This is a genomic window from Bradyrhizobium sp. NBAIM01, assembly GCF_020194115.1.
Classification (GTDB): domain Bacteria; phylum Pseudomonadota; class Alphaproteobacteria; order Rhizobiales; family Xanthobacteraceae; genus Bradyrhizobium; species Bradyrhizobium yuanmingense.
The window spans coordinates 287820-306988 of the sequence record NZ_JADYVU010000006.1 but is presented as its reverse complement, the minus strand read 5'-3'; the positions used below and the strand labels follow the sequence as shown (position 1 = coordinate 306988).

The 19169-nt window shown below is 65.0% G+C and carries 22 protein-coding genes; 11 read left to right on the top strand and 11 right to left on the bottom strand.

Annotated elements, in window-relative coordinates:
• Positions 1-9: 9 nt before the first annotated feature.
• Complete coding sequence (locus tag I6F31_RS21775; RefSeq protein WP_225133680.1) at positions 10-504, bottom strand: hypothetical protein; 495 nt, start codon at positions 502-504, stop codon at positions 10-12.
• Positions 505-598: 94 nt separating this feature from the next.
• On the opposite strand from I6F31_RS21775, the gene I6F31_RS21770 reads away from it, so the two are divergent.
• Together I6F31_RS21770 and I6F31_RS21765 are read left to right on the top strand one after the other, a co-directional pair.
• Complete coding sequence (locus I6F31_RS21770) at positions 599-958, top strand: hypothetical protein (protein ID WP_109143671.1); 360 nt, start codon at positions 599-601, stop codon at positions 956-958.
• 83 nt (positions 959-1041) lie between these two features.
• Positions 1042-1317: a GNAT family N-acetyltransferase gene (locus I6F31_RS21765; protein WP_036028195.1), complete on the top strand. Its 276-nt coding sequence runs from the start codon at positions 1042-1044 to the stop codon at positions 1315-1317.
• Between the two features lie 48 nt (positions 1318-1365).
• Here I6F31_RS21765 and I6F31_RS21760 read toward each other — a convergent pair whose 3' ends face one another.
• A complete protein-coding gene (locus I6F31_RS21760) occupies positions 1366-1761 on the bottom strand; it encodes an SPW repeat protein (protein ID WP_225125285.1) in 396 nt (131 codons plus the stop codon).
• Positions 1762-2082: 321 nt separating this feature from the next.
• Here I6F31_RS21760 and I6F31_RS21755 point away from each other — a divergent pair, with 321 nt between their 5' ends.
• Positions 2083-2358, top strand: a complete 276-nt coding sequence (locus tag I6F31_RS21755; protein ID WP_036044205.1) for a GNAT family N-acetyltransferase — start codon at positions 2083-2085, stop codon at positions 2356-2358.
• A 54-nt stretch (positions 2359-2412) separates the two neighbouring features.
• On the opposite strand, the gene I6F31_RS21750 is transcribed toward I6F31_RS21755, so the two are convergent.
• Positions 2413-2811, bottom strand: a complete 399-nt coding sequence (locus I6F31_RS21750; RefSeq protein ID WP_036028199.1) for a DUF3597 domain-containing protein — start codon at positions 2809-2811, stop codon at positions 2413-2415.
• Positions 2812-3149: 338 nt separating this feature from the next.
• On the opposite strand from I6F31_RS21750, the gene I6F31_RS21745 reads away from it, so the two are divergent.
• The 6 genes from I6F31_RS21745 (at position 3150) to I6F31_RS21720 (ending at position 8938) form a co-directional block, all read left to right on the top strand.
• Positions 3150-4058: a DUF2189 domain-containing protein gene (locus tag I6F31_RS21745; RefSeq protein ID WP_225170875.1), complete on the top strand. Its 909-nt coding sequence runs from the start codon at positions 3150-3152 to the stop codon at positions 4056-4058.
• Positions 4059-4177: 119 nt separating this feature from the next.
• Entirely contained in the window at positions 4178-5002 is an 825-nt protein-coding gene (locus I6F31_RS21740) for a lytic murein transglycosylase (protein WP_036028201.1), read from the top strand.
• Between the two features lie 479 nt (positions 5003-5481).
• The gene (locus I6F31_RS21735; protein ID WP_007590701.1) at positions 5482-5634 is read left to right on the top strand and encodes a DUF1127 domain-containing protein; all 153 of its coding nucleotides are present in this window, start codon (positions 5482-5484) and stop codon (positions 5632-5634) included.
• 127 nt (positions 5635-5761) lie between these two features.
• A complete protein-coding gene (gene trmFO, locus I6F31_RS21730; protein WP_225170876.1) occupies positions 5762-7189 on the top strand; it encodes a methylenetetrahydrofolate--tRNA-(uracil(54)-C(5))-methyltransferase (FADH(2)-oxidizing) TrmFO in 1428 nt (475 codons plus the stop codon).
• A gap of 7 nt (positions 7190-7196) precedes the next feature.
• Positions 7197-8291: a serine/threonine protein kinase gene (locus tag I6F31_RS21725; protein WP_225186078.1), complete on the top strand. Its 1095-nt coding sequence runs from the start codon at positions 7197-7199 to the stop codon at positions 8289-8291.
• Between the two features lie 95 nt (positions 8292-8386).
• Positions 8387-8938, top strand: a complete 552-nt coding sequence (locus I6F31_RS21720) for a CAP domain-containing protein (RefSeq protein WP_036028219.1) — start codon at positions 8387-8389, stop codon at positions 8936-8938.
• A 12-nt stretch (positions 8939-8950) separates the two neighbouring features.
• Here the strand turns inward: I6F31_RS21720 and I6F31_RS21715 are convergent, their stop codons facing one another.
• Positions 8951-9424 carry a VOC family protein gene (locus I6F31_RS21715; RefSeq protein ID WP_008547150.1) on the bottom strand — a complete coding sequence of 158 codons (474 nt, stop codon included), beginning with the start codon at positions 9422-9424 and terminating at the stop codon, positions 8951-8953.
• A 148-nt stretch (positions 9425-9572) separates the two neighbouring features.
• Between I6F31_RS21715 and I6F31_RS21710 the strand changes: the two genes are divergently transcribed.
• Positions 9573-10751: an aminotransferase class V-fold PLP-dependent enzyme gene (locus tag I6F31_RS21710; RefSeq protein ID WP_225186077.1), complete on the top strand. Its 1179-nt coding sequence runs from the start codon at positions 9573-9575 to the stop codon at positions 10749-10751.
• Positions 10752-10758: 7 nt separating this feature from the next.
• Here the strand turns inward: I6F31_RS21710 and I6F31_RS21705 are convergent, their stop codons facing one another.
• Genes I6F31_RS21705 through yajC form a run of 6 tightly spaced genes read right to left on the bottom strand, consistent with a single transcriptional unit; the run spans position 10759 to position 16394 of the window.
• Complete coding sequence (locus tag I6F31_RS21705) at positions 10759-12000, bottom strand: threonine ammonia-lyase (protein ID WP_225112479.1); 1242 nt, start codon at positions 11998-12000, stop codon at positions 10759-10761.
• A gap of 45 nt (positions 12001-12045) precedes the next feature.
• The gene (locus I6F31_RS21700) at positions 12046-12903 is read right to left on the bottom strand and encodes a phytoene/squalene synthase family protein (protein WP_225170879.1); all 858 of its coding nucleotides are present in this window, start codon (positions 12901-12903) and stop codon (positions 12046-12048) included.
• A complete protein-coding gene (locus I6F31_RS21695) occupies positions 12900-13283 on the bottom strand; it encodes an Mth938-like domain-containing protein (RefSeq protein WP_028179505.1) in 384 nt (127 codons plus the stop codon). Before I6F31_RS21695 ends, I6F31_RS21700 begins: the two co-directional genes overlap by 4 nt.
• A 60-nt stretch (positions 13284-13343) precedes the next feature.
• Positions 13344-14363 (bottom strand): protein translocase subunit SecF, encoded by a 1020-nt coding sequence (gene secF, locus I6F31_RS21690; RefSeq protein WP_036012746.1) that lies wholly within the window; start codon positions 14361-14363, stop codon positions 13344-13346.
• Positions 14364-14373: 10 nt separating this feature from the next.
• Complete coding sequence (gene secD / locus I6F31_RS21685) at positions 14374-15978, bottom strand: protein translocase subunit SecD (RefSeq protein WP_036012748.1); 1605 nt, start codon at positions 15976-15978, stop codon at positions 14374-14376.
• Positions 15979-16025: 47 nt separating this feature from the next.
• Complete coding sequence (yajC, locus tag I6F31_RS21680; RefSeq protein ID WP_036012751.1) at positions 16026-16394, bottom strand: preprotein translocase subunit YajC; 369 nt, start codon at positions 16392-16394, stop codon at positions 16026-16028.
• Positions 16395-16576: 182 nt separating this feature from the next.
• Between yajC and I6F31_RS21675 the strand changes: the two genes are divergently transcribed.
• Positions 16577-17557, top strand: a complete 981-nt coding sequence (locus I6F31_RS21675) for an ATP-binding protein (RefSeq protein ID WP_225147100.1) — start codon at positions 16577-16579, stop codon at positions 17555-17557.
• Between the two features lie 176 nt (positions 17558-17733).
• Here I6F31_RS21675 and I6F31_RS21670 read toward each other — a convergent pair whose 3' ends face one another.
• Positions 17734-19119 carry a LysM peptidoglycan-binding domain-containing M23 family metallopeptidase gene (locus I6F31_RS21670; protein ID WP_036012753.1) on the bottom strand — a complete coding sequence of 462 codons (1386 nt, stop codon included), beginning with the start codon at positions 19117-19119 and terminating at the stop codon, positions 17734-17736.
• Positions 19120-19169: the final 50 nt, after the last annotated feature.

Genomic DNA, 19169 nt, shown 5'->3' with positions numbered 1-19169 from the left:
AGACTTGGCCTACTGCTTGAACGCAAAAGGCGTCGCCGTGATGGCCTTGGTCTTCCAGCAGGCTTGCGGACCAAAGCCGCCGCAGAAACTGCCATGCAGATCGAAGCGGATGGTGCGCGTGGCGCCGCGCTTCACCGGCGCTGCCATGATCTTGTAGCGAAGAACGTAGCCGTCGAACACCTCGCGCAGATTGCCGTCCGGCAGCGTCACCAGGATCTTCATAACGCAACCGCCGGTTCCGCAATAGGTCGTCTCGCGATCGCCGCATTTGGTGTCCTGGAAATCGACGATGTAGTCCTCACGACCATCGCCGGTCAGGTCGATCCTGCGAACCGTATCATGCGCGAAGGTCACCTCGCCGCCTTGCTGGCTCTCGCATTCCTCATTGGCAAAGCGCACAGCCTTCTGCACGCCGGGCGGATAATCGGCCGGATTGAACGGCTTTGCGTCGTCGGCACGCGCGCCGGTCACGAGCAAGCTGAGCAGGAGGATCAGATATCGCATTGGTGTTGGTCGCAACCACAAACGATATCGTTCAGGAAATCTTAAACATGATCGACGCAACCTCGCTCAGTTCTCGCGTACAGAGTGCCGCATCATGGTCAAAGCGCCTGCCCTCCTTCTGTTGTCACTGGCGCTCGCCGGATGTGCCGCGACTCCGCAAGCGCATCTGGCATCCGATCTCGCCGTCAAGCCTGCGCGTTATGCCTGGGATGGCGCCGGCGAGGATCCCAACCGGCCCCGCGCCGCCTCGCAGCCGACACGAACCTCCAGCCGCTCCGAGCGCAACAGGTTGCAAGCCGACGCTCAGCCCCATTCGAAGGAACGGTGGCAGGCGCAGGATGGCATCGAGGCCGAACAGGACGCCAGGGTCAGCCGCTCCCTGGTCATCTGCCAGGGCTGCCTCCGCCCGCAGCCACAAGCCGAAGATTCCAGGCTCGCCAAAGCGACCGATTGAACGGAACAGCTTCGGATTGGAAACCCCGGCCGGACCGCGCGTTACGATCTCGTGCGCGAGGCCGGCAGCTGCAAGGCAATGATATGAGCGACGTCATCAACAACAAGGCCCATCACCGCTATGAGCTCGACGTGGAGGGTCATCTTGCGACCGAGCACTACCGGCTCGACGGCGGTGTCATCACCTTCGAGCACACCGACGTGCCGAAGGAGCTTGGCGGCAAGGGCATTGGCTCGAAGCTGGTGCAAGGCGCGCTCGACCAGGTCCGCGCCGACGGATTGAAGCTGATCCCGCAATGCCCGTTCGTGAAGGCGTGGATCGACAAGCACCCGGACTATGCGGATCTCGTGACACGGTGAGTGCACAGGCCCGCCGCTCGTGGCCGGCGGGCCTGCCGTACTTACGGTCTATTGTCCGTGCTTGAGCAAGTCCTGGTCATTCATATCCCAGTCCTGCCATAGCTGGAGAATGCCGAGCAGCACCACCACCGCACCGAGGGTCGTGTGATAGATGCGGAGAAATCCCTCACCGGAATAGCCGATCACGTATGGCGAGGCGATGAGCCACAGTCCGGCCAGGATCGTCATCACCTCCTGCCAGCGCTGCAAGGCGACATATTCGAGCTGGCTGATGCCAAATACGACGAGACCGATCGCAACGGTGTTCAGGATGGCCGTCTGGTGACCGGAGATCGCCTGATCCTGGATCGGGAACCACGGCGAGGCCACGATCAACGCGCCCAGCAGCATCCCACACCAGTCTTCCCACGTTCGATGAGTCTTCAAGAAACCAGAATCCGACATCGTACCCTCCTGCAAAAGAGGCATACGTCTGCGGCTGGCGATCATGACACTCCGAATATCTGGCGACCCTGCCGGCCGCATTCGGGCGTATGTCCTTTCCAGGACGTGGGAACCGAAGTCCGGCTTGCAAGAGCGGTATCGGGAATTATTTGCGGAGTCGCGGGACCATGCTCGCCGGGCGCCATGGCCATACCGCAGTGCGGTCAGGGCGGCGCGCATTTGCAGATATCTCGTCTGCGCAATCTCCCCCTGGTCTCACCTTGGCAAGGGCCGTGTCAGCCTCCTAGATCAGGAGGCACCTGCAGTTCGGAGGGACCCCGCATGGCGGCTTCGGTACGCGACAACAAGGACAGGAGCCGCTTCGAGCTCGATGTCGGCGACGACATCGCCTTCGCCAATTACCGGCTGACGCCGTCGGCCGTAATCATCACCCACACCGAGACGCCGCGCGCGTTGCGCGGGCGCGGCATCGGCTCCGAGCTGGTCAAGGGCGCGCTCGACCTGATCCGGCGCGACGGCAAGAAGGTGATCGCCGGCTGCGGCTTCGTCGTCGACTATCTCGATCGGCATCCGGAGGATGCGGATCTGGTCGCCTGAATGCAAAAGGGCCGGCGGCGATCGCGGGCCCCTGAGGCACTACCCCAGGTCCGGTCAGTGCTTGATCTCCGGCGGCAGCTTGCCGCCATTAGCGGCGAGCTTGGACATCACCTGCTTGTGCAGCCAGACGTTCATGCTCGCCGAGTCGTTCATGTCGCCGCTGTAGCCCAGCTCCTTGGCGAGATCCTTGCGCGCAGCGAGGCTGGAATCGATGTCGAGCGCCTTCATGAGGTCGACGATGGAGGTACGCCATTCCAGCTTCTCGCCCTTGTGCGCGGCGGCCGCCTTGTCGACGATCGCCGCCACGTCGACCGCAGCCATGGGTGCGGCGGCCGGCGCCGAAGGACTTGCCGACCCTGCGGGGGCGCCCGGCGAAGCGGCGCCACCGGCCGGCGCAGCGGAGGCCGGCTGGCCGCCGAAGATCGCGCTGATGATTTTCCCGAAAATGCTCATGTCTGCTCCCCGAAAAGGAATCCATTGGAAGGGCCTTGCGTGGCACTTATAGACGAAGTTGGTGCGCCGCGCCCGCGAAGTTGCGCGAACGGACAGCAGCATCAGCTTATCTGCGGCGAAATGACGACAGAATGACGCCGCATTGATTGCGTCGCGGCATCGAAATTTCACCCAAGCGTGAGGGACAGGACTCGGACTTGGGAGTATGCTTGCCGTTCAGCTCGCGATCCATCCGGAATTCGCGTCTGGTCGGGATCGTGGGATTTCAAGAGAATGGGCGGCCGCTTGTGCCGTTTGCCGGCGCCGGATGCAGCCGCTTGGCAAGGGAGCTAGCGACCATGGCCACACTCTACCAGGGCAATGTCCCCACGATGGCCCAGCCCACGGATGAGGCTGGACTGGTGATCCGAACCATACAATTGTCCGATCTGCACGACGCGCTCAGGCGCGGCTGGGAGGATTTCAAGGCCGTTCCGAGCCACGCCATCATCCTCTGCGTGATCTACCCGGTGCTCGGCCTCGTGCTCGCCCGTGTGGTGATGGGCTATTCGGTGCTGCCGCTGCTGTTTCCGCTCGCCGCGGGCTTCGCACTGATCGGGCCCTTCGCTGCGCTCGGGCTCTACGAGCTTTCCAGCCGGCGCGAGCGCTATGAACCGGCCAGCGCCTGGGATGCCATGGAGGTGCTGCGATCGCCGTCGTTCGGCGCGATGCTCGGCCTCGGTACATTGCTGCTCGCCCTGTTCGTCACCTGGGTGGCGACCGCGCAGGCGATCTATGTCGCGGCGTTCGGCTACGAGGGCGTCACCGGATTCTCGGACTTCATGATGCGCGTGCTGACGACGCAGCAAGGCTGGTGGCTGATCGTGGTTGGCTGCGGCACCGGATTCCTGTTCGCGCTCGCCGCGCTCTGTCTCAGTGCCGTGTCGTTCCCCTTGATGCTGGACCGCCATGCCGGTGCGTTCGAGGCGATGAGCACCTCGCTGCGCGTGGTCGCGAAAAACCCGGTGCCGATGGCGGCCTGGGGCCTAATCGTGGCGGTGCTGCTCGCGCTTGGCACGATCCCGGCCTTCCTCGGCCTCGCCGTTGTGGTCCCGCTGCTCGGGCACGCCACGTGGCACCTTTACCGCAAGGTGATCGCGTCCGATCCGGGCGCACGTCCGGTCCCCCCTCCGCCGCATCGGGCGCGCAAGCCGGCCGCCGACTTCCCGGCCAACCTTTTCCCGTGGCGGAATCGGACTGACGTCTGACAATCTCGTGACGTGCGGCCCTGGCCGGTTCGGACAGGGCCGCGCGCCTTGCTTTGGCCGCGGTTACAGCCGAGATTATGCTGCCGGTCAGGTCAATTCACGGAAATCCATTTCATCTGATGACTCCGACGATTTCTCGTCTTGCTCTCGCAGCCTTGGCCGTCTCCGCGTCCCTTCTCTCAGTCCAGCCAGCGCCCGCCGCGGTTGCCTGCGACTCGGGCAATTTCGACGCTTGGCTGGCTGATTTCAAAACCGACGCTGCGGCGAAGGGCATCTCGCAGCAGACCATCACTGCCGGGCTTGCCGGCGTCACGTTCGACCAGAGCGTGCTCAACCGCGACCGCTCGCAAAAGGTCTTTACCCAGAGTTTCGAGGAGTTCTCCGGCCGCATGGTGCCGCCACGCTTGGAGCGCGGCTCCAACAGGATGAAGCAATACGGCTCGGTGCTGTCGCGCATCGAGCAGGCCTATGGCGTGCCGGGCGAAGTCCTGGTCGCGATCTGGGGCCTGGAGACCGATTTCGGCGTCAACACCGGCAAGTTTGCAACGATCCGCTCGCTTGCAACGCTCGCTTACGATTGCCGTCGCTCCGAGCAGTTTCGCGCCGAGCTGTTGGATGCGTTGCGCATCGTCCAGCGCGGCGATCTTGCGCCTGCCGACATGAAAGGCGCCTGGGCCGGCGAGCTCGGCCAGACCCAGTTCATGCCGTCATCCTGGATGAAATATGCCATCGACTTCGACGGCAACGGCAAGCGCGATCTTCTGCATAACGTGCCCGACGTGCTCGCCTCCACGGCCAATTATCTGGTCGGCTATGGCTGGCAGAAGGGCAAGGACTGGCAGCCGGGCAGCCCGAACTTTGAGGTGCTCAAGCAGTGGAACAAGAGCGAGGTCTACTCCAAGACCGTGGCCTATTTTGCCGCACAGCTCGCACGCGCCCCTTAGATCTCAGCCTAGCCGAACCGCGCCGAATCGCCGCTGCCGAACCCCGGCAAGCGGGCCTAGCCTGTAGCGGCGCCAGCGCATCGCTCATGGGCGCATTTTCGGTATTCAATGGATCTTAAAGTGAATCTATATTCATACAACAGCGTCGCGTCCTATGCGAATCAGGCAGGCATGACTTGAGTCTATAAGCTGCTGGGTTGAACTTGCTGGCCGCTTATAGGCAACCTATTTCCGCGATGACCCAGATCAATCTTTGACATAAACCCGTTATTTCACGGGTACTTATCGCGGACACCGGACGACCTTGGCCAAGCTCTGGGCGGGAGCGCCTTCCGGTTAATCATCCGTTACGTACGCCATGCGCATAGCGCTTAGCTGCATCGCAACATCGGAACTTTCGCACTGCACCACTCTCACCTATATTCATTTCAACGATGAGGCCTCAAGCAAAGGCTGAATCGAACTACAGGAGACTACCAATGCTGCTCTCGCTCATCCGCATGATCCAGGCCTTCCGGGACTATCAGCGCAATGTTGCCGAGCTGTCCCAGCTCAGCGATCGCGAATTGGCCGATATCGGCCTCGATCGCTCGGACATCCCGCGCGTTGCCGCCGGTCAGTATCAGGGCTGATATCCTTCAGCCCTTCACTAGAACGGACCGATAGCGCCCGCCTCGTGCGGGCGTTGTCGCATCTGGTGGCAGAAAACTCGATCTCGGCGATTCCACTCTCCGCCGAAAAGCGCTACCTGTCCGCCCCATGACAGGACCCCAATCCAACCTCGTCCACGTGATCGGTGCCGGCCTCGCCGGTTCGGAAGCTGCCTGGCAGATTGCGAAGTCCGGCGTGCCCGTGGTGCTGCACGAGATGCGGCCGACCCGCATGACCGACGCGCACCGCACCGACGGACTTGCCGAGCTCGTCTGCTCCAACTCGTTCCGCTCGGATGACGCCGCCAACAACGCCGTCGGCCTGCTGCATGCGGAGATGCGCCGCCTCGGCTCGCTGATCATGCGCGCGGCCGACGCCAACCAGGTGCCCGCCGGCGGCGCACTCGCGGTCGATCGCGACGGCTTCTCGGCGGCCGTCACCAAGGCGCTGAACGATCATCCCCTGATCGAGATCGCGCGCGGCGAGATCGCGGGCCTGCCGCCGGCCGCGTGGAGCAACGTCATCGTCGCCACCGGCCCCCTCACCTCCGCGCCGCTGGCCGACGCCATCCGCGAGCTGACCGACGAGAACGCGCTCGCCTTCTTCGACGCCATCGCGCCGATCGTGCACCGCGAATCCATCGACATGTCGGTGGCCTGGTTCCAATCGCGCTACGACAAGGTCGGCCCCGGCGGCAACGGTGCCGACTACATCAACTGCCCCATGACCAAGGAGCAGTATGAGGGCTTCGTCGCCGCGCTGATCGCCGGCGCGAAGACTGAGTTCAAGGAATGGGAGACCAACACGCCCTATTTCGACGGCTGCCTGCCGATCGAGGTGATGGCTGAACGTGGCCCCGAGACGCTGCGCCATGGTCCCATGAAGCCGGTCGGCCTCACCAACCCGCACGATCCCACCACGAAACCGTACGCGATCGTGCAACTGCGCCAGGACAACAAGCTCGGCACGCTCTACAACATCGTCGGCTTCCAGACCAAGCTGAAGTATGGCGAGCAGCAGCGCATCTTCCGCACCATTCCGGGGTTGGAGAACGCCGAATTCGCCCGCCTCGGCGGCCTGCATCGCAACACCTTCCTGAACTCGCCGAAGCTGCTCGACGGCCAGCTGCGGCTGCGCGCACAGACGCGGCTGCGCTTCGCCGGCCAGATGACGGGCTGCGAAGGCTATGTGGAATCCGCCAGCGTCGGCTTGATCGCGGGTCTCTATGCAGCCGCGGAAGCGCGCGGCGAGACGCTTGTCAGCCCGCCGGCTACGACCGCACTGGGATCGCTGCTCGGTCACATCACCGGCGGCCATATCGAGACCATCGAGCCGGGCACGCGCTCGTTCCAGCCGATGAACATCAATTTCGGCCTGTTTCCACCGCTCACGAGCGTGCCAACGAAGAAGCCCGACGGCACGCGGCTGCGCGGCAACGAGAAGACGGTGGCCAAGAAGCAGGCGCTGAGCGCACGGGCGCTCGCCGATCTCGATCGCTGGATCGCCGATCACCTGCGCATTGCCGCCGCCGCGTGAGTTTGCAATGAGCTTGCCCAAAGACGACGCGGCAGAGCTGTCGGCGCGCTGGACCGAAGGCGTGATGCTCAAGCGCGACGTGTTCTCGACCGTCGAGCGCGGCCGTTTCCGCAGCGAAAGCGGCGAGATCGACGCGGTGCTGCGCCGGCTCGACGAGGTGCCATGGTGGTCGTTTCTGCTGGCACGCCACCTGTTCGCCCGCGAGAAGCAGGCCCTGGTGCGGGCCAAAGGCCTCGACGTCGGCCCCGAGCTGCTCTGGGCCGGGCGCCGCGCTCTGGTGCGCGGCTTCGTCGACGGCGTCGCGCTGCACCTGGCAAAGCCCCATGGCGATGTCGCCTATTTCCGCTCCGCCAAGGCCGCACTGCGTCGGCTGCGCCGCGCCGGCATCTGCCACAACGATCTCGCCAAGGAGCAGAACTGGCTGGTCGGCCGCGATGGCCGCGCCTATGTGACCGACTTCCAGCTCGCCGCGTGCTTCAAGGGCCGCGGCCGGCTCTATCGCATCCTCGCCTATGAAGACCTCCGGCATCTGCTCAAGCACAAGCGCTCCTACGCGCCCGAGGCGCTGACGCCGCGAGAGCGAAAGATCCTGGCGAGGAAGTCGTTCGCCGCGAGCCTGTGGCTCGCCACCGGCAAGAAGGTCTATCGCGCCATCACCCGCGGCCTGTTCAACTTCACCGACCGCGAGGGCGGCGGCCGTCGGCTCGTCAACGACGCGCCGGTGCTGGCCGAGCTGATCCGCCGCAATCCCGCCGTGCGCGACGCCGCCATCGTCGCCTTTGCCGACCGTCGCTCCGGTGTCGGGCTTTACGCCTTCGTCGAAGCCGATCAGGCCGCGCTCGAGGGCCAGCTCCGCAGCGAGCTTGCCGCCTCCAAGGGACCGAAGCCGCCCGAGCACATCCAGGTCGTGCACGCCCTGCCACGCAACGCCAGCGGCAAGCCACGCATCGAGGTCCTGCAACTGGTCGCCATGAACCAGCTCGACCTGATCGAGCCGATGATGAAGAACGAGCAGGATCGCGCCTTCCTCAAGGATATCCTGGAGCAGCGCAAGAACCTGCGCGACCGCTTCAATTTCGAGGCGAAGCTCCCGACGAGCTAGCGCGGAATCTGCGCCTTGAAGCCTCCACAATGGCGATCGAGAAGCGCTTGGATCAGGAAGGGTTGGCAGAGATCATGGGCGCTCGGGGGACGATGATGCATCGTATGGTTGGCGGAACGATCGCCGGCCTTGTGCTGCTGGCAGGGGCGCCTGCGCTGGCCGACTCACCGGCGGAGCTGATCTCCAGCTTCCGTCTCAAGCATGGTGAGGCCCGCGTCGTGCGCGACGCCACCCTCGATCGCATCGCCATGGATCAGGCCCGCGCGATGGCGGCGAAGGACGACCTCAGCCACGACACACTCGGCCCATTCAATCGCCGCGTCGCACCGGCCGGCGCGGGCCGCGCCGCAGAGAACATCGCCTACGGCTACGACAGTTTCGACAAGACGCTGGGCCAGTGGATCGACTCCTCCGGGCACCGCAAGAACCTGTTGCTGCACAATGCCTCCCGCGTCGGCATTGCCAGCGCCAAGAATGCGAGTGGCAAGCGCACCTATTGGGCCATGGTCATCGCCGGCGACTACGAGAAGGGCAAAGGCAAGAAAAAGGACAAGGAGCCCGTCGTCGCGGTGAAGCGCGAGGTACCGCCCGCGAGCAAGCCGAAGTCCGGCAACTGTCACGTCAAGCTGCTCGGCCTCTGCATCTGAGGCGCGACCGTCTCAGCCGCGGCGCGCGGCTTCGATCGCGGCGACGTCGATCTTCGTCATCCCCATCATCGCATCGAAGGCGCGCTTGGCCTCCGTGCCACCGGCGGCCAGCGCCTCGGTCAGCACCCGCGGCGTGATCTGCCAGGAGACTCCCCATCTATCCTTGCACCAGCCGCACGCACTCTCCTGCCCGCCATTGCCGACGATGGCGTTCCAGTAGCGATCGGTCTCCGCCTGATCGTCGGTGGCGATCTGGAACGAGAAGGCCTCGTTGTGCTTGAAGACGGGTCCGCCATTGAGACCGAGACAGGCAACGCCGGCTACCGTGAACTCGACGGTCAGGACATCGCCTGCCTTGCCGGACGGATAGTCGCTGGGCGCGCGATGGACCGCACTCACCGCGCTGTCGGGAAACGTCTCGGCATAGAAGCGGGCCGCGGCTTCAGCATCCTTGTCGTACCAGAGGCAGATCGTGTTCTTTGCCATTGGGTATTCCCTGTGATTCCGTGCCAGAGTGCGCTTCCGATCAGCATAGGCATCCCGATCTGCATGCTCCAGCTGGAACAGTCGTTTGCCCGAGCTTGCTCGCGTGCGTCATTGTGTCTACGAGGAACCTGAAGATGGAGGCTCTGACGTGATCGACATCAACCAGATTCGTGCCGACACGCCTGCTGCCTCCCGGCTCGCGTATCTCCACAATGCCGGTGCGGCTCTCATGCCCGCGCCCGTCGTCGCGGCGATGAAGGGACATATCGATCTCGAGAGCGAGATCGGCGGCTATGCCGCAGCCGATCGCGCGTCAGATCGGCTCGAAGCCGTTTACGGCTCAGTGGCCCGGCTCCTGAACGCATCGCCGGATGAAATCGCCCTGGTGGAGAACGCGACGGTTGCCTGGCAGATGGCGTTCTATTCGCTTTCATTTCGAGAGGGCGACCGGATCCTGACGGCCGAAGCGGAGTACGCCGCCAACTATGTTGCGTTTCTTCAGGCCGCCAAACGCACAGGCGCGGTCATCGATGTGGTGCCGAGCGATGCGACGGGCGAGTTCGATGTCGGCGCACTCGAACGTATGATCGACGAACGCGTGAAGCTGATCGCCATCACCTGGGTTCCGACCAATAGCGGGCTGACCAATCCCGCAGCGGCCATCGGCAGAATTGCGCGAGCACACGGCATCCCCTATCTGCTCGATGCCTGCCAGGCGGTCGGCCAGATGGAGGTCGACGTCGAGGCCATCGGCTGCGACATGCTGTCGGCCACGGGACGCAAATTCCTGCGGGGACCGCGTGGTACCGGCTTTCTCTATGTGCGCGGGGCGCTCCTGCAGCAGCTCGAGCCACCGATGATCGACCATTTTGCAGCGCCCTGGGTCTCGCGCGATGAATATCGGCTCCGCGACGATGCCCGCCGCTTCGAGACATGGGAGAATAATTACGCCGCCCGGCTTGGGCTCGGCGCTGCCGTCGATTATGCGCTCGACATCGGCATGGATGCCATCGAGGAGCGCTGCCGGCTGCTCGCGGGCCGCCTTCGCAGCGGCCTCGCTTCCATTCGCGGCATCACTATTCACGACCTTGGCCGCAAGCCTGGCGCCATCGTCAGCTTCACTTTGGATGGATATGAAGCGGAGGCCATTGTCAGCAGCGCCGCGGCGGCGGGCATCACAATCGGCGCTTCAGACCCGTCGAGTACCCGCATCGATGCCGAGAACCGCGAGCTGCCGCCGCTCGTCCGAGCTTCCCCCCACTACTACAACACCCAAGCCGAGATCGACCGGCTGATCGACCACGTCGCGGATTTGGCGTCACGTTAGCGCGTGCTCAGGTGCAGCGCGCGCTCAGTCCGGATGCGCTGAGCCTGGCCATCACCTCGTTGAGATGGGCGGCATCGCGGGTCTCGATGACAAGCTGCAGCAGCGTCGCCTTGGCCGGCAGGTCGGAGAAGGTCCGCTGGTGTGAGACCTCGATGATATTCGCACCCGCTTCGGCCAGCAGTGCCGCTACCGCGGCGAGCTGCCCCGGCCTGTCGGGGATATCGAGCGACAATTGCGTCAGCCGCCCCTCGCGCGCGAGCTCGCGGGTGAGCACGGAGGCGATCAGCCGCGTGTCGATATTGCCTCCGCTCAGCACGAGGCCGACCTTCTCGCCGGCAAAGCGGGACGGATCGGACATCAGCGCGGCGAGGCCGGCGGCGCCGGCGCCCTCGACGACGGTCTTCTCGATCGAGATCAGGGTCGCGACTGCGCGCTCAAGCTCGGCTTCGTTGACGAGCGCAATATCGTCGACGAGGCGCCGAACGATTTCGGTGGTGATCTTGCCCGGTGATTTCACCGCGATGCCCTCGGCGAGCGTATCGCCGCGCGCCGGCAGATTGCCGTCGTGAATGGCGTTGTACATCGAGGGATAGAGCCAGGCCTCGACGCCCAGTATCCTGAGCGACGGCTTGATCGACTTCGCGGCAATGGCAATCCCGCTGATCAAACCGCCGCCGCCGATCGGGACGACCAGCGTGTCGAGCTCCGGGACCGCCTTCAGCATTTCCAGCCCGATCGTGCCCTGCCCGGCGATGACGAGCGGATCGTCGTAAGGATGGACGAAGACCATGCCGTGCGCTTCACCGTGGCTGCGCGCAAAGGCGGCCGCCTCCTCCAGCGTCGCGCCCGTGACCACCACCTCGGCGCCGTGATGCCGGGTGTTCTCGATCTTCACCATGGGCGTGCCGATCGGCATCACGATGGTGGCGGGAATGCCGAGCCGCTTGGCGTGGTAGGCAACGCCTTGCGCGTGGTTGCCCGCGGACATCGCGATCACGCCCCGCGCGCGCTCCTCCGCCGTCAGAGCGGTAAGCCGGTTGAGCGCGCCGCGCTCCTTGAACGAGGAGGTGAACTGCAGGTTCTCGAATTTGAGCCAGATGTCGCAGCCGCAGATGCTGCTCAGCGTCCGGCTATGGCTACAAGGCGTCTCGACGACGGCGCCTTGTATGGTCTTGGCGGCGGCCTGAATGTCTTCCGGTGCGACCGGAAGGCCGCTGAGATCGAACGAGCTTTGGGACATGTCAGCCATAGGACAGCATAGAGCATTTGGGCGGGCCAAGCGATAAGCCGGCGTCTATTTGGTAAATTCGCGCGATCGCGAGGCGCGCCACAGCGTCCAGAGCGTGCGCAACCGCGAGGTCGGCTGCAACCTAAACGGATTGCGTCCCGGGCGCGACAGGCGCTCGAGATCGGCCTGCGCCTGGCGCAGCGGCAGAAACGCCGGCCGCAACGGCGGCGCCAGCTGCGCCAGCAGCGATGAAGCCGCAGTCATATGCTGCCGGGCTTCACCCGCGAGCTGCTCAAGCACCGCATGGAGATTGGGTGTCTGCTTGCCGGCGAAGACATCCTCCATGCTGCAATCGTGCTTCTCCAGCACCTGCTGCGGCACGAACAATTGCCGGTGCGCGGCATCGCGCGGCAGATTGGCTATGACCTGCACGATACCCTGCGCCAGCCCGGCATGGCGGGCGACATGCTCGGCCGCCTCCGAAGGCGGTCCCAACACCTGCGCTGCCAGGGCGAACAGCGCCGATGAGGTCGCCGCGAGGTAACCTTCCAGTGCGGCCATCGTCGGCATCGGGTCGTTGTAGAGATCGAACTGATGCTCCTCGGCAAGCAGCGACAGCGACTCGACCGGCAGGTCGAAATCGCGAATCGCGCGAAGCAGCTCGGCCGCCACCGGATTGCCTTCGGCGCTGCCATGGACGTGGCCCGACAGCATGTCGGTCCACCATTGCAGGCGGATCTCGCCGGGCAAGGGCTGGCTCACCTGGTCGCGGATGCGAACGATCTCGACGTTGAAGGCATAGATCGCCAGTAACGCGCGGCGCTCGGCGGCCGGCGCGAACAGGGTCGCGGCGTAGCGGGGAAAGTCGTGGCTGCGCACGAGATCGGCGCAGAACGCGGCGGAGTCGGATGGCCGGTTGCTCATGGCACGGCGATCAGCGCGGCGGCAACCCGCCGCCGTTCGCCGATCATGATGTTGTAGGTGCGCACGGCCGGGCCGGTCTGCATCGTGTCCAGTACAACCCTCACCGCCTTGAGCGCCTGACGCAGCTCCGGCGGCGGCAGCCACAGCCCCGTTCCAGTGCCGACCAGGAGCGTGTCGATGCTGTTGGCCGCCGTGAACACCCGATCCAGCGAGTAGCGGTCGATCTTCGCGGGGTCGGTCACGTCCCAAGCCCAGATCGCGTCGGGCAGACAGAGCAGCGAGCCCCGATGCGACATGCCGGCAAAGGCGAAGCCGCCCTTGCCATAGGCATCGATCGGCGCCGAGCGCGGAAAATGCGGAGCGTTGGGATCGCCGGCCATGAGCTTCGTCCGAATGGGCTTACTGCCCTCGCAAACGCCTGCAAGGGCATGAGGTTCGGATCATGCCTTGCTTTTCTTCGCCGGCGTCGCCGTATCGGGCGCGTCTTCGCGGTGCTCGCCGACGCCGAGATAGATCAGGATCGGTGCTGCAATGAAGATCGAGGTGTAGGTGCCGACCAGCACCACGCCGAACATCATCACCGCGGTGAAGCTGTGGATGGCATGGCCGCCGAACAAGAGCAGCGCGAGCAGCGCGAGCGTCACCGTGACGTGGGTGATGATCGAGCGCGACAGCGTCGAGTTGATGGATTCATTGAGCAGCTGGGGCATCGGCATCTTCTTGTAGCGACGCAGCATTTCCCGGATGCGATCGTAGATGACGACGGTATCGTTGAGCGAATAGCCGAGAATGGTCAGCAACGCCGCGATGCTGGTCAGGTCGAAATCGACCTGGCTGATCGACATGAAGCCGATCGTCAGCACGATGTCGTGCACGTTGGCGATCATGGCGCCCAGCGCGAACTGCCATTCGAACCGGAACCAGAGATAAATCAGGATCCCAACGATCGCGAGCATCAGGCCGAGCATGCCGTAGGCCAGGAGCTCGCCCGCGACGCGCGGACCCAGCACCTCGGTGCGCTGAATGTCGACACTGTCGCCAAGCGCGCCACGAAGCTTCTGCAGGGCTGCCTGCTGGGCCGCGTCGCCACCCGGCTGCTCCGCAACGCGGATCAGGACGTTCTCCGGACCGCCGAACTGCTGCAGCTGGACCTCGCCGAGGCCCAGGCCGTCGAGCGAGGTACGCATTGCCGCGATGTCGGCGGTGCCGGACTTCGCCTTCACCTCCAGCAGCGTGCCGCCCTTGAAGTCGATACCGAGGTTCAGACCATGGGTGAAGAACAGCACGATCGCGACGATCGACAGCGCCGCCGAGATCGGAAAGCTGATGCGACGGAAGCGCGTGAAGTCGAAATGCGTATCGTCGGGGACGATGCGCAGCGACGGCAGCAGGCCGAGGGCCGAGACCACGGTGAGGATGGCAATAAGGACGCCGAGCCCGATGAGAACGGTGTGAGTCACGATCAGGCTCCTAGATCGGCACGCTCTGCGGCCGCTTCCACCGCACCCACCAGGCGACGATCAGCCGGGTCAGGGTGAAGGCGGTGAACACCGTGGTGATGATGCCGATGCCGAGCGTCACGGCAAAGCCGCGCACCGGACCCGTGCCGATGTAGAACAGCACCGCGGCAGCAATGAAGGTGGTGATGTTGGAATCGAGGATGGTGGCGAGCGCCCGCTTGAAGCCGGCGTCGATCGCCGAGATCGCATTGCGGCCGCCGCGCAGCTCCTCGCGGATGCGTTCGTAGATCAGCACGTTGGAGTCGACCGCGATGCCGACGGTGAGCACGATGCCGGCGATGCCGGGCAGCGTCAGCGTGGCGTTGAGCAGCGACAATAAGCCGAAGATCATGGCGACGTTGATGGCCACCGCGATGTTGGCGAACACGCCGAACAGCCGGTAGGTCAGCAGCATGAAGATGATGACAAGGATCGAGCCGACATAGGCCGCCAGCTGGCCCTTCTCGATCGAGTCCTGGCCGAGTCCTGGACCCACGGTGCGCTCCTCGACCACCGTGAGCGGTGCCGGCAATGCGCCGGCGCGCAACAGGATGGCCAGATCGTTGGCCGATTGCACGGTGAAGTTGCCGGAGATCTGGCCTTGGCCGCCGGTAATGGGCTCGCGGATGACGGGCGCCGAGATCACCTTATTGTCCAGCACGATCGCGAACGGCAGCCCCACGTTCTCCTGCGTGGCCTGCGAGAATTTGCGCGCGCCCGAGGTGTTGAACTTGAAGCTGACGACCGGCTCACCCGTGCGCTGGTCGAAGGTCGCCTGCGCATCGGTCAGGTCGCCGCCGGCGACCAGCACCTGCTTCTTGACCACATAGGGCGTCGGCGGAGGCGAGGCGCTCATCAGCAGTTCGGATTCCGGCGGCACCCTGCCCGCTTGCGCCTGATCCGGCGGCACGGAGGTGTCGACCATGCGGAATTCCATCTTCGCGGTCCTGCCCAGCAGTTCCTTCAGGCGGGTCGGGTCCTGAAGACCGGGGACCTGCACCAGGATGCGGTCGTTGCCCTGGCGCTGGATGACGGGCTCGACGGTGCCGAGCTCGTTGACGCGGCGTTCGACGATCTGGATCGACTGCTCGATGGTCTTGCGCAGGCGATCGAGCACCGCAGCCTGCGGGACGCTCAGGCGGATCACCCCGCCGCCGGCATCAGTCACCTCGAGGTCGCGCTGACCGCTGGATCCCATCAGGCCGCCCAGCGGCTGGGACAGCTCGCGCAACTTGGCAAGCGCCGGCTGCGCATCGGTCTCCTTGGTGATGCGAACCTCGACGGCATCGTTGCGCACGGTGACGCCGCCGGTGAATCCGATCTTGGCGTCGCGCAGGGTCCGGCGAACGTCGTCGCGGACCTGGTCGAGCCGCTCCTTCTTCACATAGGCAGCGTCGACCTCGAGCAGCAGATAGGAGCCGCCCTGGAGGTCGAGGCCGAGCACGATGCGGCGCTGCGCCCAGGCGGGCCAGCTCTTGACTTGCGCCTCGGGGAAGAAGTTGGGGACCGCGCAGAGGCACACGATCAGCGCCGTCAGGATAATCCCCAGCGCCTTCCACCGCGTGAAATACAACATCGACTGGACCTGTCAGATCAGGAGACTTGAGACTCGCGGTGAAGCTCTCACTTCGCCGCGGTGTCGTCCTTGGCGCTCTCTTTTGCGCTTTCCTTGGCCGGCTCGCCCTTGGCGCGCACGCCCGAGATCATCTGGCGCATCTGCCGCACACGCACGCCGTCGGAAATCTCGAACTCGATCTGGTCGTCGTCGACCACCTTGGTGACCTTGCCGACGAGGCCTCCCGAGGTCACGATGGTGTCGCCGCGGCGGATATTCTTCACGAGCTCGGCGTGGTCGCGGACCTTCTTCTGCTGCGGGCGCAGAATCAGGAAGTACATGATCACGAAGATCAGGGCGAACGGCAGCAGCGACATCAACATGCTGTTGGTGTCGCCAGCGGCCGCGGCCTGGGCATACGCAGGGGTAATCAGCATTCGGACGATCCTCGCGAGAACGGGGGAAAGCCGGTCAGGCCCTCAAAGGCGACCGGTTCGGTCAAATTCGCGCGGACTATAGCGGCCATTGCCCCAATTGCAACGCTGCCAGACTGCCCTTTTGGGCCACCTTGCGGCGGCCCGTCAGGCCCGATAAGGCTGCGTTCTCAGGAACTTCGGACATGCCCAAAAACCATAGCAAAAGCCCGGCCGGCAAAGGCCCCCGCACCCCTGCCAACAAGCCCACCCGCCTCGCGGCAAAACGCCCCACGGCGGCGGTCACCAAGGCAGGCCCGGACCTCGCGCAGGAGCGCATCGTCCACGCCCTGGAGACCATTGCGGCGCACCTCTCCGCGCAGGGCAAGCCGGCGGTCGAGGCCGAGTCGTTCAAGCGGGCGGACGCCTATGTCTGGCATCCCGACGGACGCCTCTCGGCGGTGCCGCGCGTGAGCCGAGTCGAGCTGTTCCTGCTCAAGGGCGTCGACCGGATGCGCGACATCCTGATGGAGAACACCGAGCGCTTCGCCAACGGCCTGCCCGCCAACAATGCCCTGCTCTGGGGCGCACGCGGCATGGGCAAGTCGTCACTGGTGAAGGCGGCGCATGCCAGCATCAACGCGGAGCGCAAACCGGCCGACAAGCTCAAGCTGATCGAGATCCACCGTGAGGACATCGAGAGCCTGCCGGCCCTGATGGAGCAGCTGCGGGCCTCCTCCTTCCGTTTCATCGTGTTCTGCGACGACCTCTCCTTCGACGGCAATGATGCCTCCTACAAGTCGCTCAAGGCGGTCCTCGAAGGCGGCATCGAGGGCCGGCCCGAGAACGTCATCCTCTACGCCACCTCCAACCGGCGCCATCTGCTGGCGCGCGAGATGATCGAGAACGAGCGCTCGACCGCGATCAATCCGGGCGAAGCGGTGGAGGAGAAGGTCTCGCTGTCGGATCGCTTCGGCCTCTGGCTCGGCTTCCACCGCTGCAGCCAGGACGAATATCTCGCCATGGTGCGCGGCTATTGCAGCCATTTCGGGATCAGGGTCGACGACGAGACGCTCGAGCGCGAGGCGCTGGAATGGTCGACGACGCGCGGCTCGCGCTCGGGCCGCGTCGCCTGGCAGTTCGTGCAGGAGCTGGCGGGACGGCTGGGTGTGAAGCTGACGGCGTAGTAGCGCGAGCTGTTACCCCGAATTCAACTGTCATCGCCCGCCTTGTGCGTACTTGCGCACTGGAGCGGGCGATGCAGTATTCCAGAGACGGTTGTTGTCAATCGAGAGGCCGCGGCGTACTGGGTCGCCCGGTCGAGCCGGGCGACGACACCGTTCGCGCGGAGGCTACGTAAGCCTCACGCCCCGTTGAGGAATTGAAGCGGGTCAACCGGGCTCGATCCCTTGCGGATCTCGAAGTGGAGCTGCGGCGACGCCACCTCCCCGGATTGACCCGACTTGGCAATGACCTGGCCGCGCTTGATGGTATCGCCGCGCTTCACCAACAGCTCACTCGCATGGGCATATGCGGTGACGTAGCCGTTGGAGTGCCGAACCAGAACCAGATTGCCGTAACCCTTCAGCTCGTTGCCGGAATAGGCGACGACGCCATCTTCGGCCGCCTTGACCGGCGTCCCCTCGGGCACCGCCAGATTGATGCCGTCATTGGACTTGCCATTGGTCTTGGCACCGTAGCTCGTGACCACCTTGCCGCGGACGGGCCAGCGGAAGGTCGGCAGCGCGCCGGTGGCCTCCGCAGCCTTCGCCGGCGTCTCGGCAGCCTTCTCTTCCACATTGCTCGTGGCCTGGGCGAGCCGCGCGCTCTGCACGGGCGCGGCGGCAGTGGCCATCTTGGTCGCGGGTGCCGGAGCTGCCGCAACGGGCTGGAGCGTTCCGGCCACCGGTGCAGCCGCGACCGGAGCCGCAGCAACCGGCGCCGCAACGGCAGCGGTCTTGGCCCCGGGCACTGTCAGCTTGGTGCCGAGCTTCAGCTTCGCCGACGGATCGATGCCGTTGGCACGGGCGAGCTCTACCGCCGAGATGCGGTTCTTGCGCGCGATGCTGGCGAGCGTGTCGCCACGGTTGACGAAGTGCGTGCTCGGCGGTGCCGCGACGGCAGCAACCGGCTTCGCCGCAGGCGCTGCGGCGACTGGAGCTGTCGCTGGCGCCGGCGCCGCTGCCGTTGCCGGCGACGGAATGATCAGCTGCTGGCCGGGCGAGAGCGCCCGCGGACCCTTGTAGCCGTTGGCGGCAAGGATCGCCTGCGGCGTGACGCGATAGCGCTTGGCGAGCACGTCGAGCGTGTCGCTGGTGCCGACGATGATCTTGGTCCCGCCGGCCGGCTGGGCTGCCGCGACCGACCGCGGCGGGACAGTGGCCGTGGTCTCCAGATGCGGTTGCGCCGGAGGCGCATATGAGCTGACGCCGCGTCCGCCGCCGGACACCCCGCCCCCGGAGGCAACGGGATAGGACTGCGGGGCAGATACCGCGGGCGGAGGCAAAGCCTGCGACTGGTAGTAACCGGGCTGCGTCTGCGGCCGCGCATATTGCGGCAACTCACGCTGCGGCGGCGGCGGCTGCTGCACCGAACCGGTCTGCTCGGAGGCGAAAGGATTGGAGAAGTTGGTCTGGGACAGCCGCGACGACATGTCGGCGCTGCACCCTGCAAAGCTGAAGGAGATCAGCGCCAGCACCGCGACCTGCGGCACGCGGCGCGAGTAAAGCAACTCGGCGACAGCGGACATGGTTACTCACTCGTACGCAACAGAACTGGTGTTTTAAGTAAACACGCGGC

Excerpts from the sequence above, each read along its gene's own strand:
- I6F31_RS21765 (WP_036028195.1), top strand. The coding sequence starts at position 1,042 with ATGAGCGACGTCATCAACAACAAGGCCCATCACCGCTATGAGCTCGAC.
- I6F31_RS21720 (WP_036028219.1), top strand. The coding sequence starts at position 8,387 with ATGCATCGTATGGTTGGCGGAACGATCGCCGGCCTTGTGCTGCTGGCA.
- I6F31_RS21670 (WP_036012753.1), bottom strand. The coding sequence starts at position 19,119 with ATGTCCGCTGTCGCCGAGTTGCTTTACTCGCGCCGCGTGCCGCAGGTC.
- yajC (WP_036012751.1), bottom strand. The coding sequence starts at position 16,394 with ATGCTGATTACCCCTGCGTATGCCCAGGCCGCGGCCGCTGGCGACACC.
- I6F31_RS21740 (WP_036028201.1), top strand. The coding sequence starts at position 4,178 with ATGACTCCGACGATTTCTCGTCTTGCTCTCGCAGCCTTGGCCGTCTCC.
- I6F31_RS21725 (WP_225186078.1), top strand. The coding sequence starts at position 7,197 with ATGAGCTTGCCCAAAGACGACGCGGCAGAGCTGTCGGCGCGCTGGACC.
- trmFO (WP_225170876.1), top strand. The coding sequence starts at position 5,762 with ATGACAGGACCCCAATCCAACCTCGTCCACGTGATCGGTGCCGGCCTC.
- secD (WP_036012748.1), bottom strand. The coding sequence starts at position 15,978 with ATGTTGTATTTCACGCGGTGGAAGGCGCTGGGGATTATCCTGACGGCG.
- I6F31_RS21700 (WP_225170879.1), bottom strand. The coding sequence starts at position 12,903 with ATGAGCAACCGGCCATCCGACTCCGCCGCGTTCTGCGCCGATCTCGTG.
- I6F31_RS21705 (WP_225112479.1), bottom strand. The coding sequence starts at position 12,000 with ATGGCTGACATGTCCCAAAGCTCGTTCGATCTCAGCGGCCTTCCGGTC.
- I6F31_RS21775 (WP_225133680.1), bottom strand. The coding sequence starts at position 504 with ATGCGATATCTGATCCTCCTGCTCAGCTTGCTCGTGACCGGCGCGCGT.
- I6F31_RS21760 (WP_225125285.1), bottom strand. The coding sequence starts at position 1,761 with ATGTCGGATTCTGGTTTCTTGAAGACTCATCGAACGTGGGAAGACTGG.
- I6F31_RS21695 (WP_028179505.1), bottom strand. The coding sequence starts at position 13,283 with ATGGCCGGCGATCCCAACGCTCCGCATTTTCCGCGCTCGGCGCCGATC.
- I6F31_RS21735 (WP_007590701.1), top strand. The coding sequence starts at position 5,482 with ATGCTGCTCTCGCTCATCCGCATGATCCAGGCCTTCCGGGACTATCAG.
- I6F31_RS21755 (WP_036044205.1), top strand. The coding sequence starts at position 2,083 with ATGGCGGCTTCGGTACGCGACAACAAGGACAGGAGCCGCTTCGAGCTC.
- I6F31_RS21745 (WP_225170875.1), top strand. The coding sequence starts at position 3,150 with ATGGCCACACTCTACCAGGGCAATGTCCCCACGATGGCCCAGCCCACG.
- I6F31_RS21770 (WP_109143671.1), top strand. The coding sequence starts at position 599 with ATGGTCAAAGCGCCTGCCCTCCTTCTGTTGTCACTGGCGCTCGCCGGA.
- I6F31_RS21675 (WP_225147100.1), top strand. The coding sequence starts at position 16,577 with ATGCCCAAAAACCATAGCAAAAGCCCGGCCGGCAAAGGCCCCCGCACC.
- I6F31_RS21715 (WP_008547150.1), bottom strand. The coding sequence starts at position 9,424 with ATGGCAAAGAACACGATCTGCCTCTGGTACGACAAGGATGCTGAAGCC.
- I6F31_RS21750 (WP_036028199.1), bottom strand. The coding sequence starts at position 2,811 with ATGAGCATTTTCGGGAAAATCATCAGCGCGATCTTCGGCGGCCAGCCG.